This is a genomic window from Demequina sp. B12, from assembly GCF_028823635.1.
Lineage (GTDB): Bacteria > Actinomycetota > Actinomycetes > Actinomycetales > Demequinaceae > Demequina.
In genome coordinates this window covers 272,057-290,581 of sequence record NZ_JAPEHU010000004.1, presented here as the reverse complement: position 1 = coordinate 290,581, position 18,525 = coordinate 272,057, and the positions used below count along the sequence as shown (strand labels likewise).

The 18,525-nt window shown below is 63.2% G+C and carries 22 protein-coding genes; 3 read left to right on the top strand and 19 right to left on the bottom strand.

Translation table 11 applies throughout. From position 1 onward, the window contains the following. Nucleotides 1-17: 17 nt before the first annotated feature. The 3 genes from ON058_RS10775 to ON058_RS10765 are packed head-to-tail and all read right to left on the bottom strand — an operon-like array spanning nt 18 to nt 2,552. Nucleotides 18-710 (bottom strand): alpha/beta hydrolase, encoded by a 693-nt coding sequence (locus tag ON058_RS10775; RefSeq protein WP_274669109.1) that lies wholly within the window; start codon nt 708-710, stop codon nt 18-20. Between the two features lie 36 nt (nt 711-746). Next, nucleotides 747-1,052 carry a hypothetical protein gene (locus ON058_RS10770; RefSeq protein ID WP_274669044.1) on the bottom strand — a complete coding sequence of 102 codons (306 nt, stop codon included), beginning with the start codon at nt 1,050-1,052 and terminating at the stop codon, nt 747-749. Between the two features lie 39 nt (nt 1,053-1,091). Next, a complete protein-coding gene (locus ON058_RS10765; protein WP_274669043.1) occupies nt 1,092-2,552 on the bottom strand; it encodes a glycoside hydrolase family 1 protein in 1,461 nt (486 codons plus the stop codon). 108 nt (nt 2,553-2,660) lie between these two features. Between ON058_RS10765 and ON058_RS10760 the strand changes: the two genes are divergently transcribed. Both ON058_RS10760 and ON058_RS10755 read left to right on the top strand, forming a co-directional pair. Beyond that, a complete protein-coding gene (locus ON058_RS10760) occupies nt 2,661-3,149 on the top strand; it encodes an alpha/beta hydrolase family protein (protein ID WP_274669042.1) in 489 nt (162 codons plus the stop codon). Continuing rightward, on the top strand, nt 3,103-3,429 hold the full coding sequence (locus ON058_RS10755) for a hypothetical protein (RefSeq protein ID WP_369334911.1): 327 nt from the start codon (nt 3,103-3,105) through the stop codon (nt 3,427-3,429). The genes ON058_RS10760 and ON058_RS10755 overlap by 47 nt, the downstream gene beginning before the upstream one ends. On the opposite strand, the gene nucS is transcribed toward ON058_RS10755, so the two are convergent. The 16 genes from nucS to rho form a co-directional block, all read right to left on the bottom strand. After that, the gene (nucS, locus tag ON058_RS10750; protein WP_274669041.1) at nt 3,426-4,121 is read right to left on the bottom strand and encodes an endonuclease NucS; all 696 of its coding nucleotides are present in this window, start codon (nt 4,119-4,121) and stop codon (nt 3,426-3,428) included. The genes ON058_RS10755 and nucS overlap by 4 nt on opposite strands. Nucleotides 4,122-4,124: 3 nt before the next feature. After that, a complete protein-coding gene (locus ON058_RS10745) occupies nt 4,125-4,391 on the bottom strand; it encodes a F0F1 ATP synthase subunit epsilon (RefSeq protein WP_274669040.1) in 267 nt (88 codons plus the stop codon). A 2-nt stretch (nt 4,392-4,393) separates the two neighbouring features. Further along, nucleotides 4,394-5,926 carry a F0F1 ATP synthase subunit beta gene (gene atpD / locus ON058_RS10740; RefSeq protein ID WP_274669039.1) on the bottom strand — a complete coding sequence of 511 codons (1,533 nt, stop codon included), beginning with the start codon at nt 5,924-5,926 and terminating at the stop codon, nt 4,394-4,396. 15 nt (nt 5,927-5,941) lie between these two features. Continuing rightward, nucleotides 5,942-6,835 carry a F0F1 ATP synthase subunit gamma gene (locus ON058_RS10735; RefSeq protein ID WP_274669038.1) on the bottom strand — a complete coding sequence of 298 codons (894 nt, stop codon included), beginning with the start codon at nt 6,833-6,835 and terminating at the stop codon, nt 5,942-5,944. A 6-nt stretch (nt 6,836-6,841) separates the two neighbouring features. Continuing rightward, nucleotides 6,842-8,473 (bottom strand): F0F1 ATP synthase subunit alpha, encoded by a 1,632-nt coding sequence (gene atpA / locus ON058_RS10730; RefSeq protein WP_274669037.1) that lies wholly within the window; start codon nt 8,471-8,473, stop codon nt 6,842-6,844. Nucleotides 8,474-8,517: 44 nt separating this feature from the next. After that, the gene (locus ON058_RS10725; RefSeq protein WP_274669036.1) at nt 8,518-9,330 is read right to left on the bottom strand and encodes a F0F1 ATP synthase subunit delta; all 813 of its coding nucleotides are present in this window, start codon (nt 9,328-9,330) and stop codon (nt 8,518-8,520) included. 6 nt (nt 9,331-9,336) lie between these two features. After that, nucleotides 9,337-9,900 (bottom strand): F0F1 ATP synthase subunit B, encoded by a 564-nt coding sequence (locus tag ON058_RS10720; RefSeq protein ID WP_274669035.1) that lies wholly within the window; start codon nt 9,898-9,900, stop codon nt 9,337-9,339. 3 nt (nt 9,901-9,903) lie between these two features. After that, complete coding sequence (atpE, locus tag ON058_RS10715; RefSeq protein WP_061961789.1) at nt 9,904-10,134, bottom strand: ATP synthase F0 subunit C; 231 nt, start codon at nt 10,132-10,134, stop codon at nt 9,904-9,906. A gap of 57 nt (nt 10,135-10,191) precedes the next feature. Then, nucleotides 10,192-11,058 (bottom strand): F0F1 ATP synthase subunit A, encoded by an 867-nt coding sequence (gene atpB, locus ON058_RS10710; protein WP_342453049.1) that lies wholly within the window; start codon nt 11,056-11,058, stop codon nt 10,192-10,194. Between the two features lie 93 nt (nt 11,059-11,151). Then, nucleotides 11,152-11,562 (bottom strand): hypothetical protein, encoded by a 411-nt coding sequence (locus tag ON058_RS10705; protein WP_274669034.1) that lies wholly within the window; start codon nt 11,560-11,562, stop codon nt 11,152-11,154. After that, a complete protein-coding gene (locus tag ON058_RS10700; protein ID WP_274669033.1) occupies nt 11,562-12,788 on the bottom strand; it encodes an MraY family glycosyltransferase in 1,227 nt (408 codons plus the stop codon). Before ON058_RS10700 ends, ON058_RS10705 begins: the two co-directional genes overlap by 1 nt. After that, on the bottom strand, nt 12,785-13,447 hold the full coding sequence (locus ON058_RS10695) for an L-threonylcarbamoyladenylate synthase (RefSeq protein WP_274669106.1): 663 nt from the start codon (nt 13,445-13,447) through the stop codon (nt 12,785-12,787). Before ON058_RS10695 ends, ON058_RS10700 begins: the two co-directional genes overlap by 4 nt. A gap of 16 nt (nt 13,448-13,463) precedes the next feature. Continuing rightward, nucleotides 13,464-14,363, bottom strand: coding sequence for a peptide chain release factor N(5)-glutamine methyltransferase (prmC, locus tag ON058_RS10690; RefSeq protein WP_274669032.1), 900 nt, complete (start codon nt 14,361-14,363; stop codon nt 13,464-13,466). Nucleotide 14,364: 1 nt separating this feature from the next. Then, nucleotides 14,365-15,450 carry a peptide chain release factor 1 gene (prfA, locus tag ON058_RS10685; protein ID WP_274669031.1) on the bottom strand — a complete coding sequence of 362 codons (1,086 nt, stop codon included), beginning with the start codon at nt 15,448-15,450 and terminating at the stop codon, nt 14,365-14,367. 24 nt (nt 15,451-15,474) lie between these two features. Continuing rightward, nucleotides 15,475-15,684 carry a 50S ribosomal protein L31 gene (rpmE, locus tag ON058_RS10680; RefSeq protein WP_274669030.1) on the bottom strand — a complete coding sequence of 70 codons (210 nt, stop codon included), beginning with the start codon at nt 15,682-15,684 and terminating at the stop codon, nt 15,475-15,477. Between the two features lie 182 nt (nt 15,685-15,866). Further along, a complete protein-coding gene (gene rho / locus ON058_RS10675; protein ID WP_274669029.1) occupies nt 15,867-17,738 on the bottom strand; it encodes a transcription termination factor Rho in 1,872 nt (623 codons plus the stop codon). A gap of 349 nt (nt 17,739-18,087) precedes the next feature. Here rho and ON058_RS10670 point away from each other — a divergent pair, with 349 nt between their 5' ends. Continuing rightward, the gene (locus ON058_RS10670) at nt 18,088-18,525 is read left to right on the top strand and encodes a DUF6325 family protein (protein WP_274669105.1); all 438 of its coding nucleotides are present in this window, start codon (nt 18,088-18,090) and stop codon (nt 18,523-18,525) included.

Sequence of the window (18,525 nt, the reverse complement as noted above, 5' to 3'; positions counted from 1 at the left end):
GAAGTGAAACAGGTCGGCTAGGGGACGTGAGTGGGCAACGGGCCCGCACCGGGTACTACCTGCTGGACGATGCGGTCCAGCACCAGTCTGACGTACTTCTCGCCAACCCACAGGTGTTTGGCGCCGTCAACCGCCACAAGTTCGGCCTGAGCCAAGGGCTGGAAGCGCTCCTGCGCCTGTGCCGGCTGCAAGAAGTCATCCAACTCGGGCACCATGATCGTGACGGGTTTGCCCGATTCAGTCCACGTCAGCATGTCACTTTCGGTGGCGCGGTGGAGCGGCGGGGAAAGCAAGATCGCGCCCTCCACGTCCAACGGTGCGCCGTACTTGAGCGCCAACTCCGTACCGAACGACCAGCCCACGAGCCACCTGTGTGGCAGCCCACGTGACACCGCGAAGTCCACCGCTGCCCGCACATCGGCCGCTTCCCCGATGCCTTCGTCGAACGCACCTTCACTCGTCCCGCGAGGCGAAGTGGTGCCGCGTGTGTTGAAACGCAGGACAGCGATGTCCGCGAGCGCCGGCAGTCGCCAAGCCGCCTTGCGGTAGACATGCGAGTCCATGAACCCACCGTGGGTGGGCAAGGGATGCAAAGTGATCAACGTCGCCACCGGGGGCCTGCCATCGGGAAGTGCCAACTCCCCTACCAGTTCCAGTCCGTCGTCCGTGTGAAGAACAATCTCCTCACGAATCGCGGGCAACACGGTCATCGAGCGAATCTCCTCGCCCTGGATCGCGTCCGTCACTTAGCTCCTCCCAAAGGTGTTCCAGCAGTGCGTATGCCAGTGTCGCCGATCCCGTGCCGCAGCCTCGGAGCCGAACAGTCCGTCGGCCGCCCATGCCACGACGTGGGCAGTCTGGGGTGCGATCTCTTGCTGGCACCCCGGACAGATGTAGGTCTTCTCGCTGGGGCGCGGCACCGCCACCACATACTCTTCGCCGCGCGGGCCCCGTTCGCGCCGAGCACCCACGGATGCTGCGAGTCTGTCGACGTCCAGTTCTTCGTGCGGTTGCCCATAGGGGCGCTTGCGTGATCGACGGGACTTGGGCATGCCTACGAGTTTACGGTGACGGGCTTACGCCCCGTGCCGCTAGAAGGTGCGGGGAGGCGTGTCCGCGAGCTCGGCATCGGTGGGGACCACTGCACGCTGGCGGAGGACCTCTGCGTACCAGTAAGCGGAGTCCTTCCAGCGGCGTTCGAGCGTGTCATAGTCGACTCGAACGATGCCGAAGCGCTTGGCGTAGCCCTGCGCCCATTCGAAGTTGTCCATGAGCGACCACGCCATGTAGCCACGCACGTCCGCACCTTCGTGAATAGCGCCCAGGACCGCGCCGATGTGACCGTGGGCGTAGGCGATACGGTTCGTGTCGCGTACGCGTCCGTCGGCATCGACGACGTCGTCCCAGGCGGAGCCGTTCTCAGTGACATAGATGGGCTTGCCGGTTTCGCGGTGAATCTTCAGCAGGTGGGCGGTCAACGCACTGGGGTCGATGTTCCAGCCCATGGCGGTGAGGTCACCCAGGGGTGGCATGAACTCGATCTCTTCGTCACCGGGCCAAGCAGTACCCGCGCCAGCCTTGTGGCCGTCGGCGAGCGTCGCCACATCGCTGTGGGCCTTGCCCTTGTGGGGGTTGTGGCGCACCAAGTGCGATGCGTAGTAGTTGACGCCGAACCAGTCGACCGCGCCCTTCATCTCAGCCTCATCCCCCGCGTGGACGAAGGCCCAGTCCGTGAGGTGGGCAGTGTTGGGTCGCAGGATTTCTGGGTAGCCACCGTCGATGAAGGGCTGGTGGAACATCGTGTTGGCGAGCGCGTCAATATGAGCCGATGCCGCGAGGTCCTGGGGGTTCGAGGGGTCCCACGGGCGTGGCGTGTGGCAGTTATTGACAAGCCCGATGCTGGGGCTAGGGTTGATCGCCTTCATGGCGCGGTAGGCGCGTGCGTGCGCCAAGTTGAGGTGGTGCGCAGCGGTAAGCGCCTCAACGGGATCGGTGTGCCCCGGGGCGTGGGCGCCGGCGCCGTAGCCAACGAATGCTGCTACCCAGGGCTCGTTAAATGTTGCCCACATGTCGACGTCCGCGTTGAACTCGTGGAACATGCGGGTGGCGTAGGCAACAAAGTGGTCGACCGTTTCGCGGTTGACCCAGCCGCCCTTGTCCTGCAGTTCCTGGGGGAGGTCCCAGTGGTACAGCGTGATGAGGGGCTTAATACCTTTGTCAATCAGGCGCGTGATGAGGTTGCGGTAGAACGCGATGCCTTCCTCGTTGAACTCGCCGGTGCCGCCCGGCTGCACGCGGGGCCAGGCGATGGAGAAGCGGTAGGCCTGGAGGCCAAGGTCGACCATCATGTCGACGTCGTCTTCCCAGCGGTGGAAGTGGTCACACGCCACATCGCCGTTGTCGCCACCCACGACCTTGTCGGGGGTCGCGCAAAAGGTGTCCCAGATGGAGCGGCCGCGGCCGCCCTCGTGTGCTCCGCCCTCGATTTGGTAGGAGGCGGTGGCTGCTCCAAAGAGGAAGTCCTGGGGGAAAGTCTGCGGCGTCGTGGTCATGCCAGCAGTATAAACGAAACGTTTCGCGCTTTTCTACCGTCTGGTAACTAGCGCGCGAGGTGAGAGCCTAGGAACACCCTCTCCCCTGGTAGCGAAAAGGAGCCGCCCATGGCGCAGATCACCTGCCGATACTTCTCCGACGTGCTCGGCATGTCCATGACTGCGACGGTCATCCTGCCCCAAGCCGTGAATCAACAGATCGGCATGGCCAGCGCGCCTGCTCGCGCGGCGCTACCGACCCTGTACCTGCTCCACGGACTCTCAGACGACGACTCGGTATGGCTCCGGCGCACCTCAATCGAACGCTACGTCGCCGACAGATCGCTCGCAGTCGTGATGCCCAACGTGCACCGCAGCTTCTACAGCAACCAAGTCGACGGCTACCCCTACTTCACCCACCTTATCGACGAGCTCCCACGGATCATGGGAGGTTTCTTCCCGCTGTCCTCACGACGAGAAGACACCTTCATCGCGGGACTGTCGATGGGGGGGTCACGGAGCATTCAAAGCAGCACTGAACAGACCCCACCAGTACGCAGCCGCAGCGTCGTTGTCGGGCGCACTCGACGGAGTCAACTCCCCCGAATGGACCGATGAGTATCTGCGCACCTTTGGTACCCGCGAGCAAACGCGAGGCAGTGACAACGACCTCGTACATCTGGCGCGCACGGCCGACCCCACAACGCTGCCTGCCCTCAAGGCCTGGTGCGGGACCGAAGACTTCCTGCTCGACCAGAACCGAGCCTTCACACAGGCCGCGCGCGATAACAATGTGGGACTGGAGTATCACGAGTCGCCTGGCGACCACGAGTGGGGCGCTTGGGACCGCGAGATTCAGTCCGTGCTGGACTGGCTGCCCGTGAAGGACCCTGCCTAGAACAAGCGCGTGCTGGGGTCGTCCGCGCCGCGCATGGCGTCGTAGTCCAAGAGCACACAGCGGATGCCCCGGTCCTGCGCCAAGACGCGCGCCTGCGGTTTGATCTCCTGGGCAGCAAACACGCCCTCCACAGGGCTCAACAGGGGGTCCCTGTTCATCAGTTCCAGGTAGCGCGTGAGTTGCTCCACGCCGTCGATTTCTCCGCGCCGCTTGATTTCCACGGCTACGGAAGTGCCAGCCGGGGACTTCGCAAGGATGTCCACGGGGCCGATGGCTGTCATGTACTCGCGCCGCACCAACGTGTGACCTTCACCCAACAGTGCAATCTGCTCCGCGAGCAGTTCCTGAAGGTGAGCCTCCACGCCGTCCTTGATCAGGCCCGGATCCTGTCCCAACTCGTGCTCAGTGTCGGAGTGAACCTCGTACAACTCGATCTCTAGACGGTCATCCGTCTTGTCGTGCTGAACGGTCCACACCTGGGTGACGCCCGCCTCAAGCTGAGCGTCACTTGGTTCCACTTCACGGGTGGTGCACGGCGGGCTCATCCAGTTCAGCGGCTTGTACGAGCCACCATCCGAATGAAGCAACACCGAACCATCGGCTTTCACCATGATGGCCCGAGTGGCCAAAGGCAAATGCGCGCTGAGCCGCCCGCTATAACGGGCGGCGCAGCGCGCAATAACGACGCGCACGGACTAGTCCTTGTCGGTAGCGACGGCGTCCGCGACGATCGTGATGGTGTTGTGGTCGAACGACACAAAGCCGCCGGTCACCGGGAACTCATGCTTCCCAGATTCGCTCGTCACCCGCACCGTTCCAGCCTTGAGAATGGCCAGCAGGGGCTCGTGACTCGCGAGCAGACCCACCTCACCCTCGATGGACGGCGCGATCACGCGGCTCGCCGTCCCGGACCACACAGTGCGGTCCGGGGCGACGATGTCGACAGTCAGGGCGTCAGCCATGATTAGCCGAGCTCCTTCTGGATCTTGTTCCACGCCTTGTCGAGGTCTTCAAGACCACCGATGTTGAAGAACGCCTGCTCTGCGATGTGGTCGTACTTGCCGTCCACAATGCCGGCGAAGGCATCGATCGTCTCCGTGAGCGGCACGGTCGAACCCGCCACACCGGTGAACTGGGTCGCCATGTAGGTGTTCTGCGACAGGAACTGCTGGATCTTACGCGCACGGGCCACGATGATCTTGTCCTCTTCGGACAGCTCGTCGACACCCAGGATCGCGATGATGTCCTGAAGTTCCTTGTTGCGCTGCAGGATCGCCTTGACGTCCGAGGCCACCTGGTAGTGCTGAGCACCCACGTAACGCGGGTCCAGGATGCGCGACGTCGAGGTCAGCGGGTCGATCGCGGGGTACAGACCACGCGACGCGATCTCACGCGAGAGCTCGGTGGTGGCATCGAGGTGCGCGAACGTCGTAGCCGGAGCCGGGTCGGTGTAGTCATCCGCAGGCACGTAGATGGCCTGAAGTGACGTAATCGAGTGACCACGGGTCGAGGTGATGCGCTCCTGGAGCTGACCCATCTCATCCGCCAGGTTGGGCTGGTAACCCACGGCCGAAGGCATACGGCCCAGAAGGGTCGAGACCTCAGAACCTGCCTGCGTGAAGCGGAAGATGTTGTCAATGAACAGCAGCACGTCCTGCTTCTGCACATCGCGGAAGTACTCCGCCATGGTCAGAGCAGACAGGGCCACACGCAGACGCGTGCCCGGCGGCTCATCCATCTGGCCGAACACCAGCGCGGTCTGGTTGATCACGCCGGACTCAGTCATTTCCTCGATGAGGTCGTTGCCCTCGCGGGTACGCTCCCCCACACCAGCAAACACCGACACACCGTCGTGGTTGTTCGCCACGCGGTAGATCATTTCCTGGATCAGAACGGTCTTACCCACACCGGCACCACCGAACAGACCGATCTTTCCACCCTGCACATAGGGGGTCAGAAGGTCGATCGACTTAATGCCGGTCTCGAACATCTGAGTCTTGGACTCAAGCTGGTCGAAGGCCGGGGGCTTGCGGTGGATGGGCCAGCGCTCGGTGATCTCGATCTGCTCGCCTTCCTTGGCGTTGAGCACCTCACCGGTCACGTTGAACACGTGACCCGTGGTGACATCGCCAACGGGGACGGAGATCGGAGCACCGGTGTCGAGGACCTTGGCGCCACGCACCAGGCCATCGGTCGGCTTCAGAGCAACGGCACGCACCATGTTGTCGCCGAGGTGCTGAGCAACCTCAAGCGTCATGTGCAGCACGCCCTCGTCTTCACCCTGCGCAGACAGGTCGATGTCGACCGTCAGTGCGTGGTAGATGTCGGGAATCGCGTCCGCAGGGAACTCGATGTCAACAACCGGGCCAATGACGCGTGCAACGCGACCGACGACCGGCTCGTGCGCCTCGGGCTTCGACGCGACGGCGTCAGCGCCGTCGGCGGCCTTCTTCTTAGCCGGCGCCTTCTTGGCGTCGGACTTAGCGGTGGGAGTCATGGATATGCCTTCCGGTCACGAGGCCGCGAGCGCGTCGGCGCCCGAGACAATCTCGCTGATTTCCTGTGTGATCTCTGCCTGACGCGCCGAGTTGGCGAGTCGGGTGTACTGACGAATGATGTCTTCCGCGTTGCTCACGGCCGTGTTCATCGCGCGCTGGCGGCTTGCCAGCTCGGATGCCGCGGCCTGCAGCATGCAAGCGTGAATTCGGGACTCGATGTAGCGAGGGAGCAAAGCATCGAGGACTTCCTCGGCACCCGGCTCGAACTCGTACAGCGGCTCTACGTCTTCGCCCGGCTCCGCTACACCTTCCACCACGGCCAAAGGCAGCAGGCGGATAACCCGGGGCTCCTGCGCAACCATGGAGTTGAAGTGCGTGTAGACGATACGGAGTTCTGCGACGCCGCCTTCCTCCGCCGGAGCGGTGAAAGCGCTGTAGAGCTCGCGAGCGATTTCACGAGCGGTCTCGACGGTCGGTGAGTCCGACTCGCCAGTCCACTCGCCACCGATGTCGCGCTTGCGGAACTTGAAGTAGGTCACGCCACGACGGCCCAGAGCGTAGGGAACCACGGTCTTGCCGCGGCCTTCCAGACGCTCCTTCATGCGCTCGCTCTCGCGGAGCACATTGGCCGAATAGGCGCCCGCCATACCGCGGTCAGCGGTAATGACGAGCACGGCAATCCGGTCAGAGTCCGTGCGCTCCGAGGTCAGCGGGTGCTCGACCTTGGAGTGCGTGGCGACGGCGCTGATGGCACGCGTGATGGCCTGCGAGTACGGACCAGCGGCGGCCACACGGTCGCGAGCCTTACCGATGCGTGAAGCCGCAATGAGCTCCATCGCACGGAAGATCTTCTTAAGCGACTGCGTAGACCGGATCCGCTGCCGGTAAACGCGCTGCTGTCCACCCATCAGTGCCTACTTCTTCTTCGCGACGATCTGTGCCTGCTCCTCAGCAGCTTCACCGCCGCCCTCGATCGAGGCGCTGGTCGACAGTTCAGTACCTTCGGTCTGCAAGAAGGTCGACACGAAGTCGTCGATCTCCTTGTTCAGCGTCTCCTCGTTCTCGTCGGAGAGCTGGCCGGTGCTGGCGATGTCGGACAGGACAGTGGTGCCACGACGCAGGTGGTCGATCAACTCGCGCTCGAAACGCAAGACGTCGTTCACGGGAATCTTGTCGAGCTTGCCCTTGGTGCCGGCCCAGATCGAGACAACCTGCTCTTCAACGGGGTACGGCGTGTACTGGGGCTGCTTGAGCAGTTCCATCAGGCGTGCACCACGCGTCAGCTGCTGGCGTGAAGCCGCGTCGAGGTCCGAGGCGAACATCGCGAACGCTTCGAGCGAACGGTACTGAGCGAGGTCGATCTTCAGGGTTCCGGAGACCTTCTTCATGGCCTTCACCTGTGCCGAACCACCGACGCGAGACACGGAGATACCGACGTCGATTGCGGGGCGCTGGTTGGCGTTGAAGAGGTCGGACTGGAGGAAGATCTGACCGTCGGTGATCGAAATCACGTTGGTCGGAATGTATGCGGAGACGTCGTTTGCCTTGGTCTCGATCACCGGAAGACCGGTCATCGAACCGGCACCCATCTCGTCCGAGAGCTTGGCACAACGCTCGAGCAGACGGGAGTGCAAGTAGAAGACGTCACCGGGGTATGCCTCACGGCCCGGCGGGCGGCGCAGCAGCAGCGACACGGCTCGGTACGCCTCGGCCTGCTTGGACAGGTCATCGAAGATGACCAGGACGTGCTTGCCCTGGTACATCCAGTGCTGACCGATGGCGGAACCGGTGTAAGGCGCCAAGTACTTGAAGCCTGCGGGGTCCGATGCGGGAGCAGCGACGATCGTCGTGTACTCCAGTGCGCCAGCCTCTTCCAGGGCGCCACGCACGGAGGCAATGGTCGAGCCCTTCTGACCGATGGCGACGTAGATGCAGCGAACCTGCTTGGTGGGGTCGCCCGAGTCCCAGTTCTCCTTCTGGTTGATGATGGTGTCGATCGCGATCGCGGTCTTACCCGTCTGACGGTCACCAATGATCAGCTGGCGCTGACCGCGACCGATCGGGATCATCGCGTCGATCGACTTCAGACCGGTCTGCAGCGGCTCGTGAACCGACTTACGCTGCATCACGCCGGGAGCCTGGAGCTCCAGGGCGCGGCGCCCGTCAGTTTCGATCTCACCCAGGCCATCAACGGGGTTACCCAGGGGGTCAACCACACGGCCCAGGTAGCCGTCACCCACGGCGACGGACAACACTTCGCCGGTGCGGTGGACCTGCTGGCCCTCTTCGATGCCGGTGAACTCACCCAACACCACAACACCGATTTCGCGCACGTCGAGGTTCAGGGCCAGGCCCAGGGTTCCGTCTTCGAAGCGCAACAGCTCGTTTGCCATGCAGCCGGGCAGGCCCTCGACGTTCGCAATGCCGTCAGCGGCCAGCGTGACGCGGCCCACTTCCTCGGTCACCACGCCAGAGGGCTCGTACGACTTCACGTAGTTGTCGAGCGCAGCCCGGATCTCATCGGGACTGATCGTCAACTCAGCCATATTTCTCTCCTGTCACTGCCGCCCGGGGGCGGCGGTCGTCTGTACTAGCCGACGAGTCGTCGTCGGGCGTCGTCGAGCTTGCTGATGATGGTGCCGTCCACCACCTCAGAGCCGACCTGAACTCGGATGCCGCCCAGGACCTCAGGGTCCACGGCGACGTTGATCTGGACTTCGCGACCGTAGGCGCTGGCCAAGATCGACGCGAGGCGGGTGCGCTGAGCTGCTGACAGTTCCACAGCCGAGGTCACGGATGCGACGGTGCGCCCACGGCGCTCGGCGGCTTGTGCCAACAGTTCCTTGATTGCGGGAACCAACCGGCGTCCACGAGGCACGGCCACCACACGAGCGAGCAACGCGTGAGTGGTGGGGTGCAACTTGGAGCCGAAGGTCTCCTCAAGCAGGTTCAGACGCTGTTCCTTGGTCGCAGAGCGGTTGCTCATCGCAGTGAGGAGTTCGCGGTGTCCCTCGAGCAGACGCTCGACACGGAACAGCTCATCCTCGACATTCTGCAGCGTGCCCTTGTTGTCCGAGTAGGCAAAGAGCGCCATCTCGCCGGCGTCCTCAATGGACTCCGCAAGATCTGCCTCGTCCGACCAACGCGAGGAGGCGAACGCCGAAACGGCGTCCACAGCACGCTGATCAAGCGAGCCAAACAGCTGCGTGACCAGTGAAGCCTTGTCCTTGCCGGGTCGGGCGGGGTCAGTAAGCGCGCGTCGGAGCGAGCCCGACGTGTCGAGCGCGTCGACCACCACAAACAGGTGCTCGGCAATCGTGATCCCGTCCTCGCCAGCAGCGGTGGCTACGGGATCAAACTCCCGCAGTACCGCGTCGTGCGAGGCCTGACTGGTTCCGCGCATCGGCGCCTACCCTTCCGCCTTCTGCTGAGAGACCTGCGCCTCGAGGTCGTCGAGGAAGCTGTCGATGATGCGCTGCTGGCGCGCGTCATCGGCGAGCGACTCGCCAACGATTCGAGAAGCGAGCTCAGTCGCGAGAGTTCCGACCTCAGTTCGCAGCGAAACGATCGCCTGCTGGCGCTCCGCTTCCACCTGCTTGTGAGCGGTCTCGACGATGCGCTTGGCATCGTCGGAAGCACGCGAGTGGCTATCGGTCACAATCTGGCTGGCCTCGGAGCGAGCGTCCTCACGGATACGCGCACCTTCAGCACGGGCTTCAGTCAACTGCGCGGTGTACTCCTCGAGTGCCGCCGCTGCCTCCGCCTGTGCTTCCTCGGCCTTCTGGAGACCACCCTCGATCTTCTCGGCGCGCTCATCCAGCACCGACTGCAACTTGGGCAGCAGGAGCTTCATGAAGACGGCGACGATGATCACGAAGATGATCGACGACCACAGGATGTCGTACGGGGCCGGGAAGAGCGGGTTCTTGCTCGACTCCTCGGCCGCGACGACCAACTGGCTGAGTGAGGTCATGGCTTAGGTGAAGAGGAAGCCGGTGACCAGACCGAGAAGTGCGAGCACCTCAACGAACGCAACACCAATGAACATGGTGGCGCGGAGCTGGCCTGCGACCTCGGGCTGACGGGACATGCCCTCGATGGTCTTACCGATCAGGATGCCCAGACCGATGCCGGGGCCGGTTGCGGCGAGGCCGTAGCCGATGGTCGCGACGTTGCCGGAGACCTCCGCGAGAGTGGTGACGTCCACTGTGTTTCCTTCCTTAGGTGAGCCGCCGGGGTGACGGCACACGACTTGGTTGAGTGTTTAGTGCTCTTCTTCGATCGCCATGTTGATGTACACGGACGACAGCATGACGAACACGTATGCCTGCAACGCTGCGACGAAGATCTCGAACAGCGTGAAAGCGAAGCCTGCAGCGAAGGTGACGGTGCTCATTGCCTTCATGGCACCGGCAGCTTCGAAGAAGAAGTACTGGGTGGCCGCGAAGCACAGCACCAGCAGAAGGTGACCCGCCATCATGTTGGCGCACAGTCGCAGCGCCAACGTGGCGGGACGCAGGATGAAGACCTGCAAGAACTCGATCGGGGTCAGCAGGACATAGATGCCCTTAGGAACACCGGCCGGGAACAGGCTGGCCTTGAGGTAGCCGCCCAGTCCGTGCTGCTTGACACCCACGCCCAGGTACAGGACATACACCCAGATCGCCATGATGATCGGAAGCCCGATCAGCGAGGTACCTGCCATGTTGATAAACGGAATGACACCGGTGATGTTGAACGCGAGGATCGCGAGGAACAGCGTGGTGAGGAACGGGAGGAAGCGCTTGGCGTTCTCCTTGCTCATCACCTGTTCAACGATCTGCGTCCGCACAAAGTCGAGGATCATTTCGAAAGCGCCCTGGCCACGGCCGGGGACAAGCTTTGCGTTACGGACGACGAGCCACACCAGCAGGATCAGGACAGCGGCTGCGATGACACGCGCCAACTCGATCCGGTTGAACTCGAAGATGGTGCCTTCGAAGAGCAGTGCTGGCGGAAAGAACTCATCGACGGTCGGGGCATGGAAGCCGTTCGAGCTAAAGAGCCAGCCAAAGAAGCCATTAGACGTGCTTTCTTCGGAAGCGAGCTCGGAAGCGGCAGTCGTTGCCGCACCCAGGGCTAGATTCGCCACAGAGATTCTCCTGGTGTTGTAGCACGCGCGGGCGGGAGGTGCCGAGCACGCCGGGGACCGTGATGCGTCAAGAATCCTAACGCATGTCAGGTGTTACTTGGAACCGGGGTCTACGTAGGGAATGCGGGCGCTCCGCACAACCCAAAAGTCAATGGCCAAGGTCCCCACGACCCCGACCATCATGAAGCCTGCAAAGAGGCCCTTGTGGAAGCTGTCCACCCCCTGCAGAACGAGCAGGGCAACAATAATGATCAGCATCTTCAGGAGCCACGACCCACCCACGTATGCGGCCATCGTCTGCGCCGGCTTGTCGTGTGCGAGAACCATCGCCGCCTGCGTGGTGAGTCCTGCAAGCGCCGCGATCACGACGCCGACTTCAGCGGACATCAACCCCACACCGCCGCCCACCAGCAAGCCCACGGGGATCGCAATCAACGCCAAGCCAACAACGCCGATCGTGGTGACTCGCAAAGCCTTGCGGTACGTCAGGGATTCCTCGTTCACTACTTCTCCTGGGAGGTGGGGGTGGAGTCAGATGCAGCCGATGCGGAAGCCAGGTCATCGTGCTGCTGCGCGTGACCTTCAGGCGTGAGCCGTTGAAGAGGTTTGGCCTTGCGACCGGCCGCACGATAGTAACCCGACAGCCGCCTGCGCCATGCAGGCGAGAAAGTAATGACCAGCGTGATCACCATGCCGATGCCCACCACGAGCAAGGATGTCTTCGCAGGCATAAACACCAGCGACACCGTCCCGAAGGACAACAGTCCCGTCCATAAGTACAAGACGGACACCGCCCAGCGGTGCGAGTGGCCCGCCCGCAACAACACGTGATGCAGGTGGTGCGCGTCAGGCATGAAAGGACTCTTGCCCTTCAACGTGCGCCGCAACACCGCGAGCGTCATGTCCAGAAGCGGAATCGCCACCACCATGAGCGGCAAGACGATTGGGATGAACGCCGGCACCGAGACGCGCTCCGACACCACCTCGGGGTCAATCTGACCCGTCACAATGATGGCCGCGCCAGCAATGGTGAGTCCCAAGGTCATCGAGCCAGAGTCGCCCATGAAGATACGCGCAGGATGCATGTTGTGCGGCAAGAACCCCAAACACGCACCCACCAACACTGCCAGGATCAGCGACGCCAACGACGAGTAATCTCCAGGCGAAGCCGACCGCGCCAACACATAGGTGTACGTCAAGAACGCGGCTCCACCAATGGCGATCATCCCCGCAGCCAAACCATCCAGGCCGTCCACGAAGTTCACAGCATTCATCGCCACCACGACCACAATCACCGTGGCCGCAAGCGACAGATACGAGCTTCCGATCGTGAGCCCAGCAATCGGGACCGTCACCAACTGGACTCCAGACCAGGCCATGATGAGCGCCGCCAGAATCTGACCCGCCAGTTTGGCCATCCAGTCCAAGTCCCACACGTCATCGGCCATGCCCAAGGCACACACCAACGCGGCACCACCGACGACACCCCAAGCGCCGTTGCTGGCCTCAAAAACCGGCTCCAAGAACGGAATGTTCGCAGCAATCGCGATACCGGCGGCAAGGCCAGCGAAAATCGCAATGCCGCCCAACCTTGCCGTGGGCTTGCGGTGCACATCACGCGACCGCACAGCGGTCACCGCGCCGACCTTATACGCGAGGTGCCTCATTGCCGGGGTCGCCGCGTAGGTCACCAGCGCAGCGATCACCAGCAGGGTGAGGTAGACCTTCACCCGTCGGACTCCTCAGCATCGACAACAAAAGCGTCCGCCCCCGCAATCTCGACCAACTGCTCACGCGAAACTCCCCCATCACGCAGCACACGCAAACCTGCCGGGTGAGTCGCATCCACAATCGTGGAAGCGGTCCCCAAAGGGCTCACTCCCCCATCGAGATACACCGCGACCGCATCCCCCAACTGCGCTTCAGCATCGGCCGCCGAGGTTGCCGCAGGCTCCCCCGTCTTGTTCGCGCTCGTCACCGCAAGCGGTCCCGTGCGCTTCAACAAAGCCAACGCCGCAGGATGATCAGGCATCCGCAACGCCACAGTCCCGTGAGTGTCCCCCAAATCCCACGCCAACGACGGCTGCGCATTCACAATCACCGTCAACGCGCCCGGCCAAAACGCCTCCATCAATGCGCGCGCAGATAGAGGCACATCCATACCCAGACCATCGACAGTCCGCACATCAGGAATCAGCACCGGCGGAGGCATCTGCCGTCCACGCCCCTTCGCAGCCAACACTGCCGCAACAGCATTCGGCTGGAACGCATCAGCGCCCACGCCGTACACCGTGTCCGTTGGCAAAACAATGACAGCGCCACGGTTCACCGCATCAACCGCGGCATCGAGACTAGGGCCCCACGAAGAAGGGTCAGAGCATGGATACATCACGTACCCCAGTCTGTCAGACACCGTCGCGAGTGACGACGAGCATCCTGTCCCGGTCAGTCAAATCCTTGACCGTCTGAGCACCGTGCCAAAACTCCGAGCGCTGCGCGAACTCACGCAAAGCAGGGCCCTGCTCGTCCCCATGCTCCATGATCAACGTTCCACCGACTCGCAGAAGGCGGGCCGCCTCATCCACAATGGCGCGCGGGACATCCAAACCATCCTCGCCCAGGCCGTACAACGCCTCGGGCGGATCAAAATCACGCACCTCGGGATCACGCGGAACACCGTTCGGCGGAATGTACGGCGGGTTCGTCACCACCACATCCGCACAACGCTCAAACAGGTGCAGGCAGCGACGTGCGTCAGCCATGACGATCTTCACGCGTGCACGGGCCTCCGCCGGGATCATGCGGGCGTTGAGCCGCAAGTACACCATCGCAGCCTCGGAAGCCTCGACCAAGGTGACCTCAGCGTGGGGCACCTCAACGGCAACGGACAAGCCGATAGCCCCCGAACCCGCACACAGATCCGTCACCCGGACCTTGCCGTCACGGCCAGGCGTCGCGGCCTTCGCAGCGTCAATAGCCACCTGCGCGACCGACTCCGTCTCTGGGCGCGGCACAAACACCCCAGGACCCACCTGCAACGTCAGTTCACGGAAGTACGCCGTGCCCAGGATGTGTTGCAGCGGCTCGCGCGCCTCACGTCGCGTCACCCGCGCCTCAAGGCGATCCAAATCGAGGGGATTCTCGTCAGGCCACGAATCGTCGCGCGCAGCAGCGGTACGGACCTCAGACGGCTCCCAGCCGAAGGTGTGCGCCATCAGCGCCACAGCATCGGCCTGCGGAGACGGCACCCCGGCATCGGCCAGGCGACGGGAAATCTCGCGAAGACGAGCGCCGACGCTGGGCACGTCAGGCCTCGTGCGCGGCCAGACGCGCGGCCTCGTCAGCATCGATCGCTGACTGAATGACCGGCTGAAGGTCGCCCGCGAGCACGTGATCCAAGTTGTATGCCTTATAACCAGTGCGGTGATCCGCGATCCGGTTTTCGGGGAAGTTGTAGGTGCGGATGCGCTCCGAGCGGTCCACCGTGCGTACCTGCGACTTACGCATATCCTGCGCCTCAGCCTCCGCAGCCTCCTTCTGGGCCGCGAGCAAGCGGGCTCGCAAGATACGCATGGCCGACTCCTTGTTCTGGAGCTGGCTCTTCTCGTTCTGGCAGCTCACCACGATGCCCGTGGGAATGTGCGTCAAACGGACAGCCGAGTCAGTGGTGTTCACCGACTGACCACCCGGACCAGACGAGCGGTACACGTCCACGCGCACCTCGTTCATGTCGAGCTCGACATCCTCGACCTCTTCCGCCTCCGGGTACACCAGCACGCCGGCCGCGGACGTGTGAATACGGCCCTGCGACTCCGTTGCCGGAACACGCTGGACACGGTGCACGCCGCCCTCGTACTTCAGGTGAGCCCACACGCCGTCCTCCGGCTCCGGGTTGCCCTTGTACTTCACGGCAACAGAGATGTCCTTGTAGCCACCCATGTCGGTCTCGGTGGCTTCGAGAATCTCAGCCTTCCAGCCCTTGGACTCGGCGTACTTCAGGTACATCTTCAGCAAATCGCCAGCGAACAGCGCTGACTCCTCGCCACCTTCACCGGACTTGATCTCCACGATCACGTCGCGAGCATCGTCCGGGTCACGCGGAATCAGGATCCGGCGCAGCGTCTCGGTTGCCTCGTTGGCAGCCTCTTCAAGCGCGGGGATCTCTGCAGCGAACTCAGGGTCCACTTCCGCCATTTCTTGCGCTGCCTCAAGATCATCGTGCGCGGTAGCCCAGGCACGATGGGCAGCGACGACGCGGCCGAGCTCCGCAAAACGCCGGCCGAGCGTGCGCGAACGCCCCGCATCGGCATGGATAGCGGGGTCAGCAAGCTGCTGCTCAATATCGGCGTATTCGGCCAGCAAAGGCTGGACCGCTGCGAAGGCTTCGGCCACGTCGTCGTAAAAGTTGTTCCGGCGTTACTTCTTGTTGCCGTAGCGCTTTTCGAAGCGCGCCACACGACCACCGGTGTCCATGATCTTCTGCTTGCCGGTGTAGAACGGGTGGCAAGCGGAGCAGACCTCAACGTGGATCTGACCGGCAGTGACCGTCGAGTTGGTCTCGAACGTGCTGCCACAGGTGCACGTGACAGTGGTGGCCACGTACTCGGGGTGGATGTCCTTCTTCATGATCTCCCTTTAGAGGTGCCTCCGGGTCCTTGCACGGATTTCGTGGTCGGTGAACCGGACGGCCAGCGATCTATTCTGCCATGACTGTCAAGGCCAGGGCTAACTCGCGTTGGCACACAACCCAGTATGCAGAAGGCCCGGGTCCAACCTTTCGGTTGGCCCGGGCCTTGCGCTAGTGCGAGTTACTTCGCGAGGTCGTCGTCTCCACCAGGGGTGGTCTTGGCGACCTGCATGAGGAACTCAGCGTTGGTCTTGTTCTCCTTGAGCTTGCCCAGGAGCAACTCGATGGCCTGCTGCTGCTCGAGCGCGGTGAGCACACGACGCAGCTTCCACATGACCTTGAGCTCTTCTGCGCTCATCAGGATCTCTTCGCGGCGCGTACCGGACGCGTTCGCGTCAACGGCCGGGAAGATGCGGCGGTCGGCGAGCTGACGCGACAGCTTCAGCTCCATGTTGCCGGTGCCCTTGAACTCTTCGAAGATGACCTCGTCCGCCTTCGAACCGGTTTCTACCAGCGCGGTCGCGAGGATGGTGAGCGAGCCGCCGTTCTCGATGTTGCGCGCAGCACCAAAGAAGCGCTTGGGCGGGTACAGCGCGGAGCTGTCCACACCACCGGAGAGGATTCGGCCCGATGCGGGGGCAGAGATGTTGTACGCGCGGCCCAGGCGGGTGATCGAGTCCAGCAACACCACGACGTCCTGACCGAGCTCGGTCAGACGCTTGGCGCGCTCGATCGCAAGTTCAGCGACCGAGGTGTGGTCATCTGCAGGACGGTCGAAGGTCGAAGCAATCACTTCGCCCTTCACGGTGCGCTGCATGTCGGTGACTTCCTCGGGACGCTCATCCACCAGCACGACCATGAGGTGAACCTCAGGGTTGTTCTTAGTGATGGCGTTCGCGATCGCCTGCAGGACCAGCGTCTTACCGGCCTTGGGAGGCGACACGATCAGACCGCGCTGACCCTTACCGATCGGGGCGACGAGGTCGACCACACGACCGGTGAGTTCACGGGCTTCGGTCTCAAGGTGCAGACGCTGCTGGGGGTACAGCGGCGTCAGGTCGCCGAACACGGGGCGCGCCTTGGCTTCTTCCGGCGACATACCGTTGACGGTGTCGACGCGGGCGAGGGCGTTGAACTTCTGGCGCTGGCCACGCTCACCCGGACGGGGAGGACGGACAGCACCGGTCACGGCGTCACCCTTGCGCAGGCCGTACTTCTTGACCTGGTTCATCGAGACGTAGACGTCCGACTTTCCAGCCAAGTACCCGGTGGTGCGCACGAATGCGTAGTTGTCGAGCACGTCGACGATGCCGCCCACCGGAGTGAGCTCTTCGTCCTCGCGGACCTCGTCCTCATCCTGACGGCCGCCACCGCCCTGGTTGTCATCGCGATCGCGTCCACGGCCACGTCCGCGGCCACGTCCACGGCGACGGCGACCACCGCGCTCGTCGTCATCGTTCGAACGGTCGTTGTTGTTCTGGCCGCCCTGGTTGTTCTGACCGCCCTGGTTGTTTTGGCCACCGTTGTTGCGGTCGCTGTTCTTGCGGTCGTTCTTGGACTCGCCCTGGGCGTTGTCCTTGGGCGCTTCGCCGGCGCCATCCTTCGACGCGGAGGCGAGCTGTACCGCCTCGGCTGCACGGCGGGCGCGATCCGAACGGTTGTCACCGCCCTCACGCTGTGGGGCCTGGGCGGGAGCGTCGCCGCCCTGGGACTTGGCATTGTTGCGTCCCCCGCGTCCGGAACGCTGAGGGGCCGATGCTGCGGCATCGTCTTGGCTCGCACCCGAGTCGCCCTTGGCGTCCGGGGTTGCGGCATCGGACGATGCGGGCTCGGCTGTGGTCTGTGCGGCAGGCTTGTCGCTCTGCTTGGCAGCCTTGGGTGCTGCCTTGGCGGGCACTACGCCGCCGTTCTTGATGGCTTCTACTAGGTCGCCCTTGCGCATCTTCTTCACACCGGAGACGCCCAGTTCGGACGCCAAGGCCTGGAGTTGCGGCAATTTCATGGCGCTGAGGGCCGCGCTGTTATCCGCTGCGGCCGCTGTCGTGTCGGTCACGCTTATCCTTCCCTCGCACGAGCCAGGGTGGCTCTTGATTGAGTGCGAGAATCCCCCTCTGCAGGCGCCGGGGTGTGCGCGTACGCCGTCGTCCGCAAACGCCTGAAAACCTAGGGATTGCTATCCGCCGGGGCCCTGTGCCAACCGGGGGAAGCAAGACCAGGCTACCACCGCCGTTACACACGGCTCAACCAGGACACGACCGACGTGTCGTACGGGTCGGGATGAGTCGGTGAAGGGGCTAGCGGTTGCCGGGGCCGCGCTGCGGCAATAGCCTGCGAAGTGACGGGTTCGTATGGCCCGCGCAAGCACACCACTGCGACCAACACAAGGATGTGGACACGTGAGTATGGGACCAGTCGAGATCGCCGTCATCGCGTTTCACGGAGGCGAGTTCAAGGGCGACATTGTGAAGGAACTCACCGCATTGGTGGAGTCAGGGACGATCAGCATCATCGACGGGGTCTTCGTGCGCCGGGTCGGAGACGATGATCTGGAGTACGTCGAGCTCGATCAAGAGACAGACGATGCCGCCATCACTCAGCTGGCGTCGTTGCTGGACCGGGTCGACGGTTTGGTGTCCGAGGAAGACGTCGAGGACCTTGCGGCTGACCTGCCTGTCGGCGGCGCCGCGGCGATGCTGGTGTTTGAGCACACGTGGTTCAAACCACTGAGTGCCGCTGTGCAGGAGGCCGGCGGCGAACTCGTCGACACCATTCGTGTCCCGGGGCCGGTGGTGGAAGAAGTCCTGGCAGAGATCGCAGCTCTGGAAGGCGAGGGGAACTGA

Bases quoted from the DNA above. Each gene is read 5' to 3' on its own strand.
- ON058_RS10775 (WP_274669109.1), bottom strand. From the start codon at position 710: ATGACCGTGTTGCCCGCGATTCGTGAGGAGATTGTTCTTCACACGGAC.
- ON058_RS10770 (WP_274669044.1), bottom strand. From the start codon at position 1,052: ATGCCCAAGTCCCGTCGATCACGCAAGCGCCCCTATGGGCAACCGCAC.
- ON058_RS10765 (WP_274669043.1), bottom strand. From the start codon at position 2,552: ATGACCACGACGCCGCAGACTTTCCCCCAGGACTTCCTCTTTGGAGCA.
- ON058_RS10760 (WP_274669042.1), top strand. From the start codon at position 2,661: ATGGCGCAGATCACCTGCCGATACTTCTCCGACGTGCTCGGCATGTCC.
- ON058_RS10745 (WP_274669040.1), bottom strand. From the start codon at position 4,391: ATGGCTGACGCCCTGACTGTCGACATCGTCGCCCCGGACCGCACTGTG.
- atpD (WP_274669039.1), bottom strand. From the start codon at position 5,926: ATGACTCCCACCGCTAAGTCCGACGCCAAGAAGGCGCCGGCTAAGAAG.
- ON058_RS10735 (WP_274669038.1), bottom strand. From the start codon at position 6,835: ATGGGTGGACAGCAGCGCGTTTACCGGCAGCGGATCCGGTCTACGCAG.
- atpA (WP_274669037.1), bottom strand. From the start codon at position 8,473: ATGGCTGAGTTGACGATCAGTCCCGATGAGATCCGGGCTGCGCTCGAC.
- ON058_RS10725 (WP_274669036.1), bottom strand. From the start codon at position 9,330: ATGCGCGGAACCAGTCAGGCCTCGCACGACGCGGTACTGCGGGAGTTT.
- ON058_RS10720 (WP_274669035.1), bottom strand. From the start codon at position 9,900: ATGACCTCACTCAGCCAGTTGGTCGTCGCGGCCGAGGAGTCGAGCAAG.
- ON058_RS10695 (WP_274669106.1), bottom strand. From the start codon at position 13,447: ATGTATCCATGCTCTGACCCTTCTTCGTGGGGCCCTAGTCTCGATGCC.
- rpmE (WP_274669030.1), bottom strand. From the start codon at position 15,684: ATGAAGAAGGACATCCACCCCGAGTACGTGGCCACCACTGTCACGTGC.
- ON058_RS10670 (WP_274669105.1), top strand. From the start codon at position 18,088: ATGGGACCAGTCGAGATCGCCGTCATCGCGTTTCACGGAGGCGAGTTC.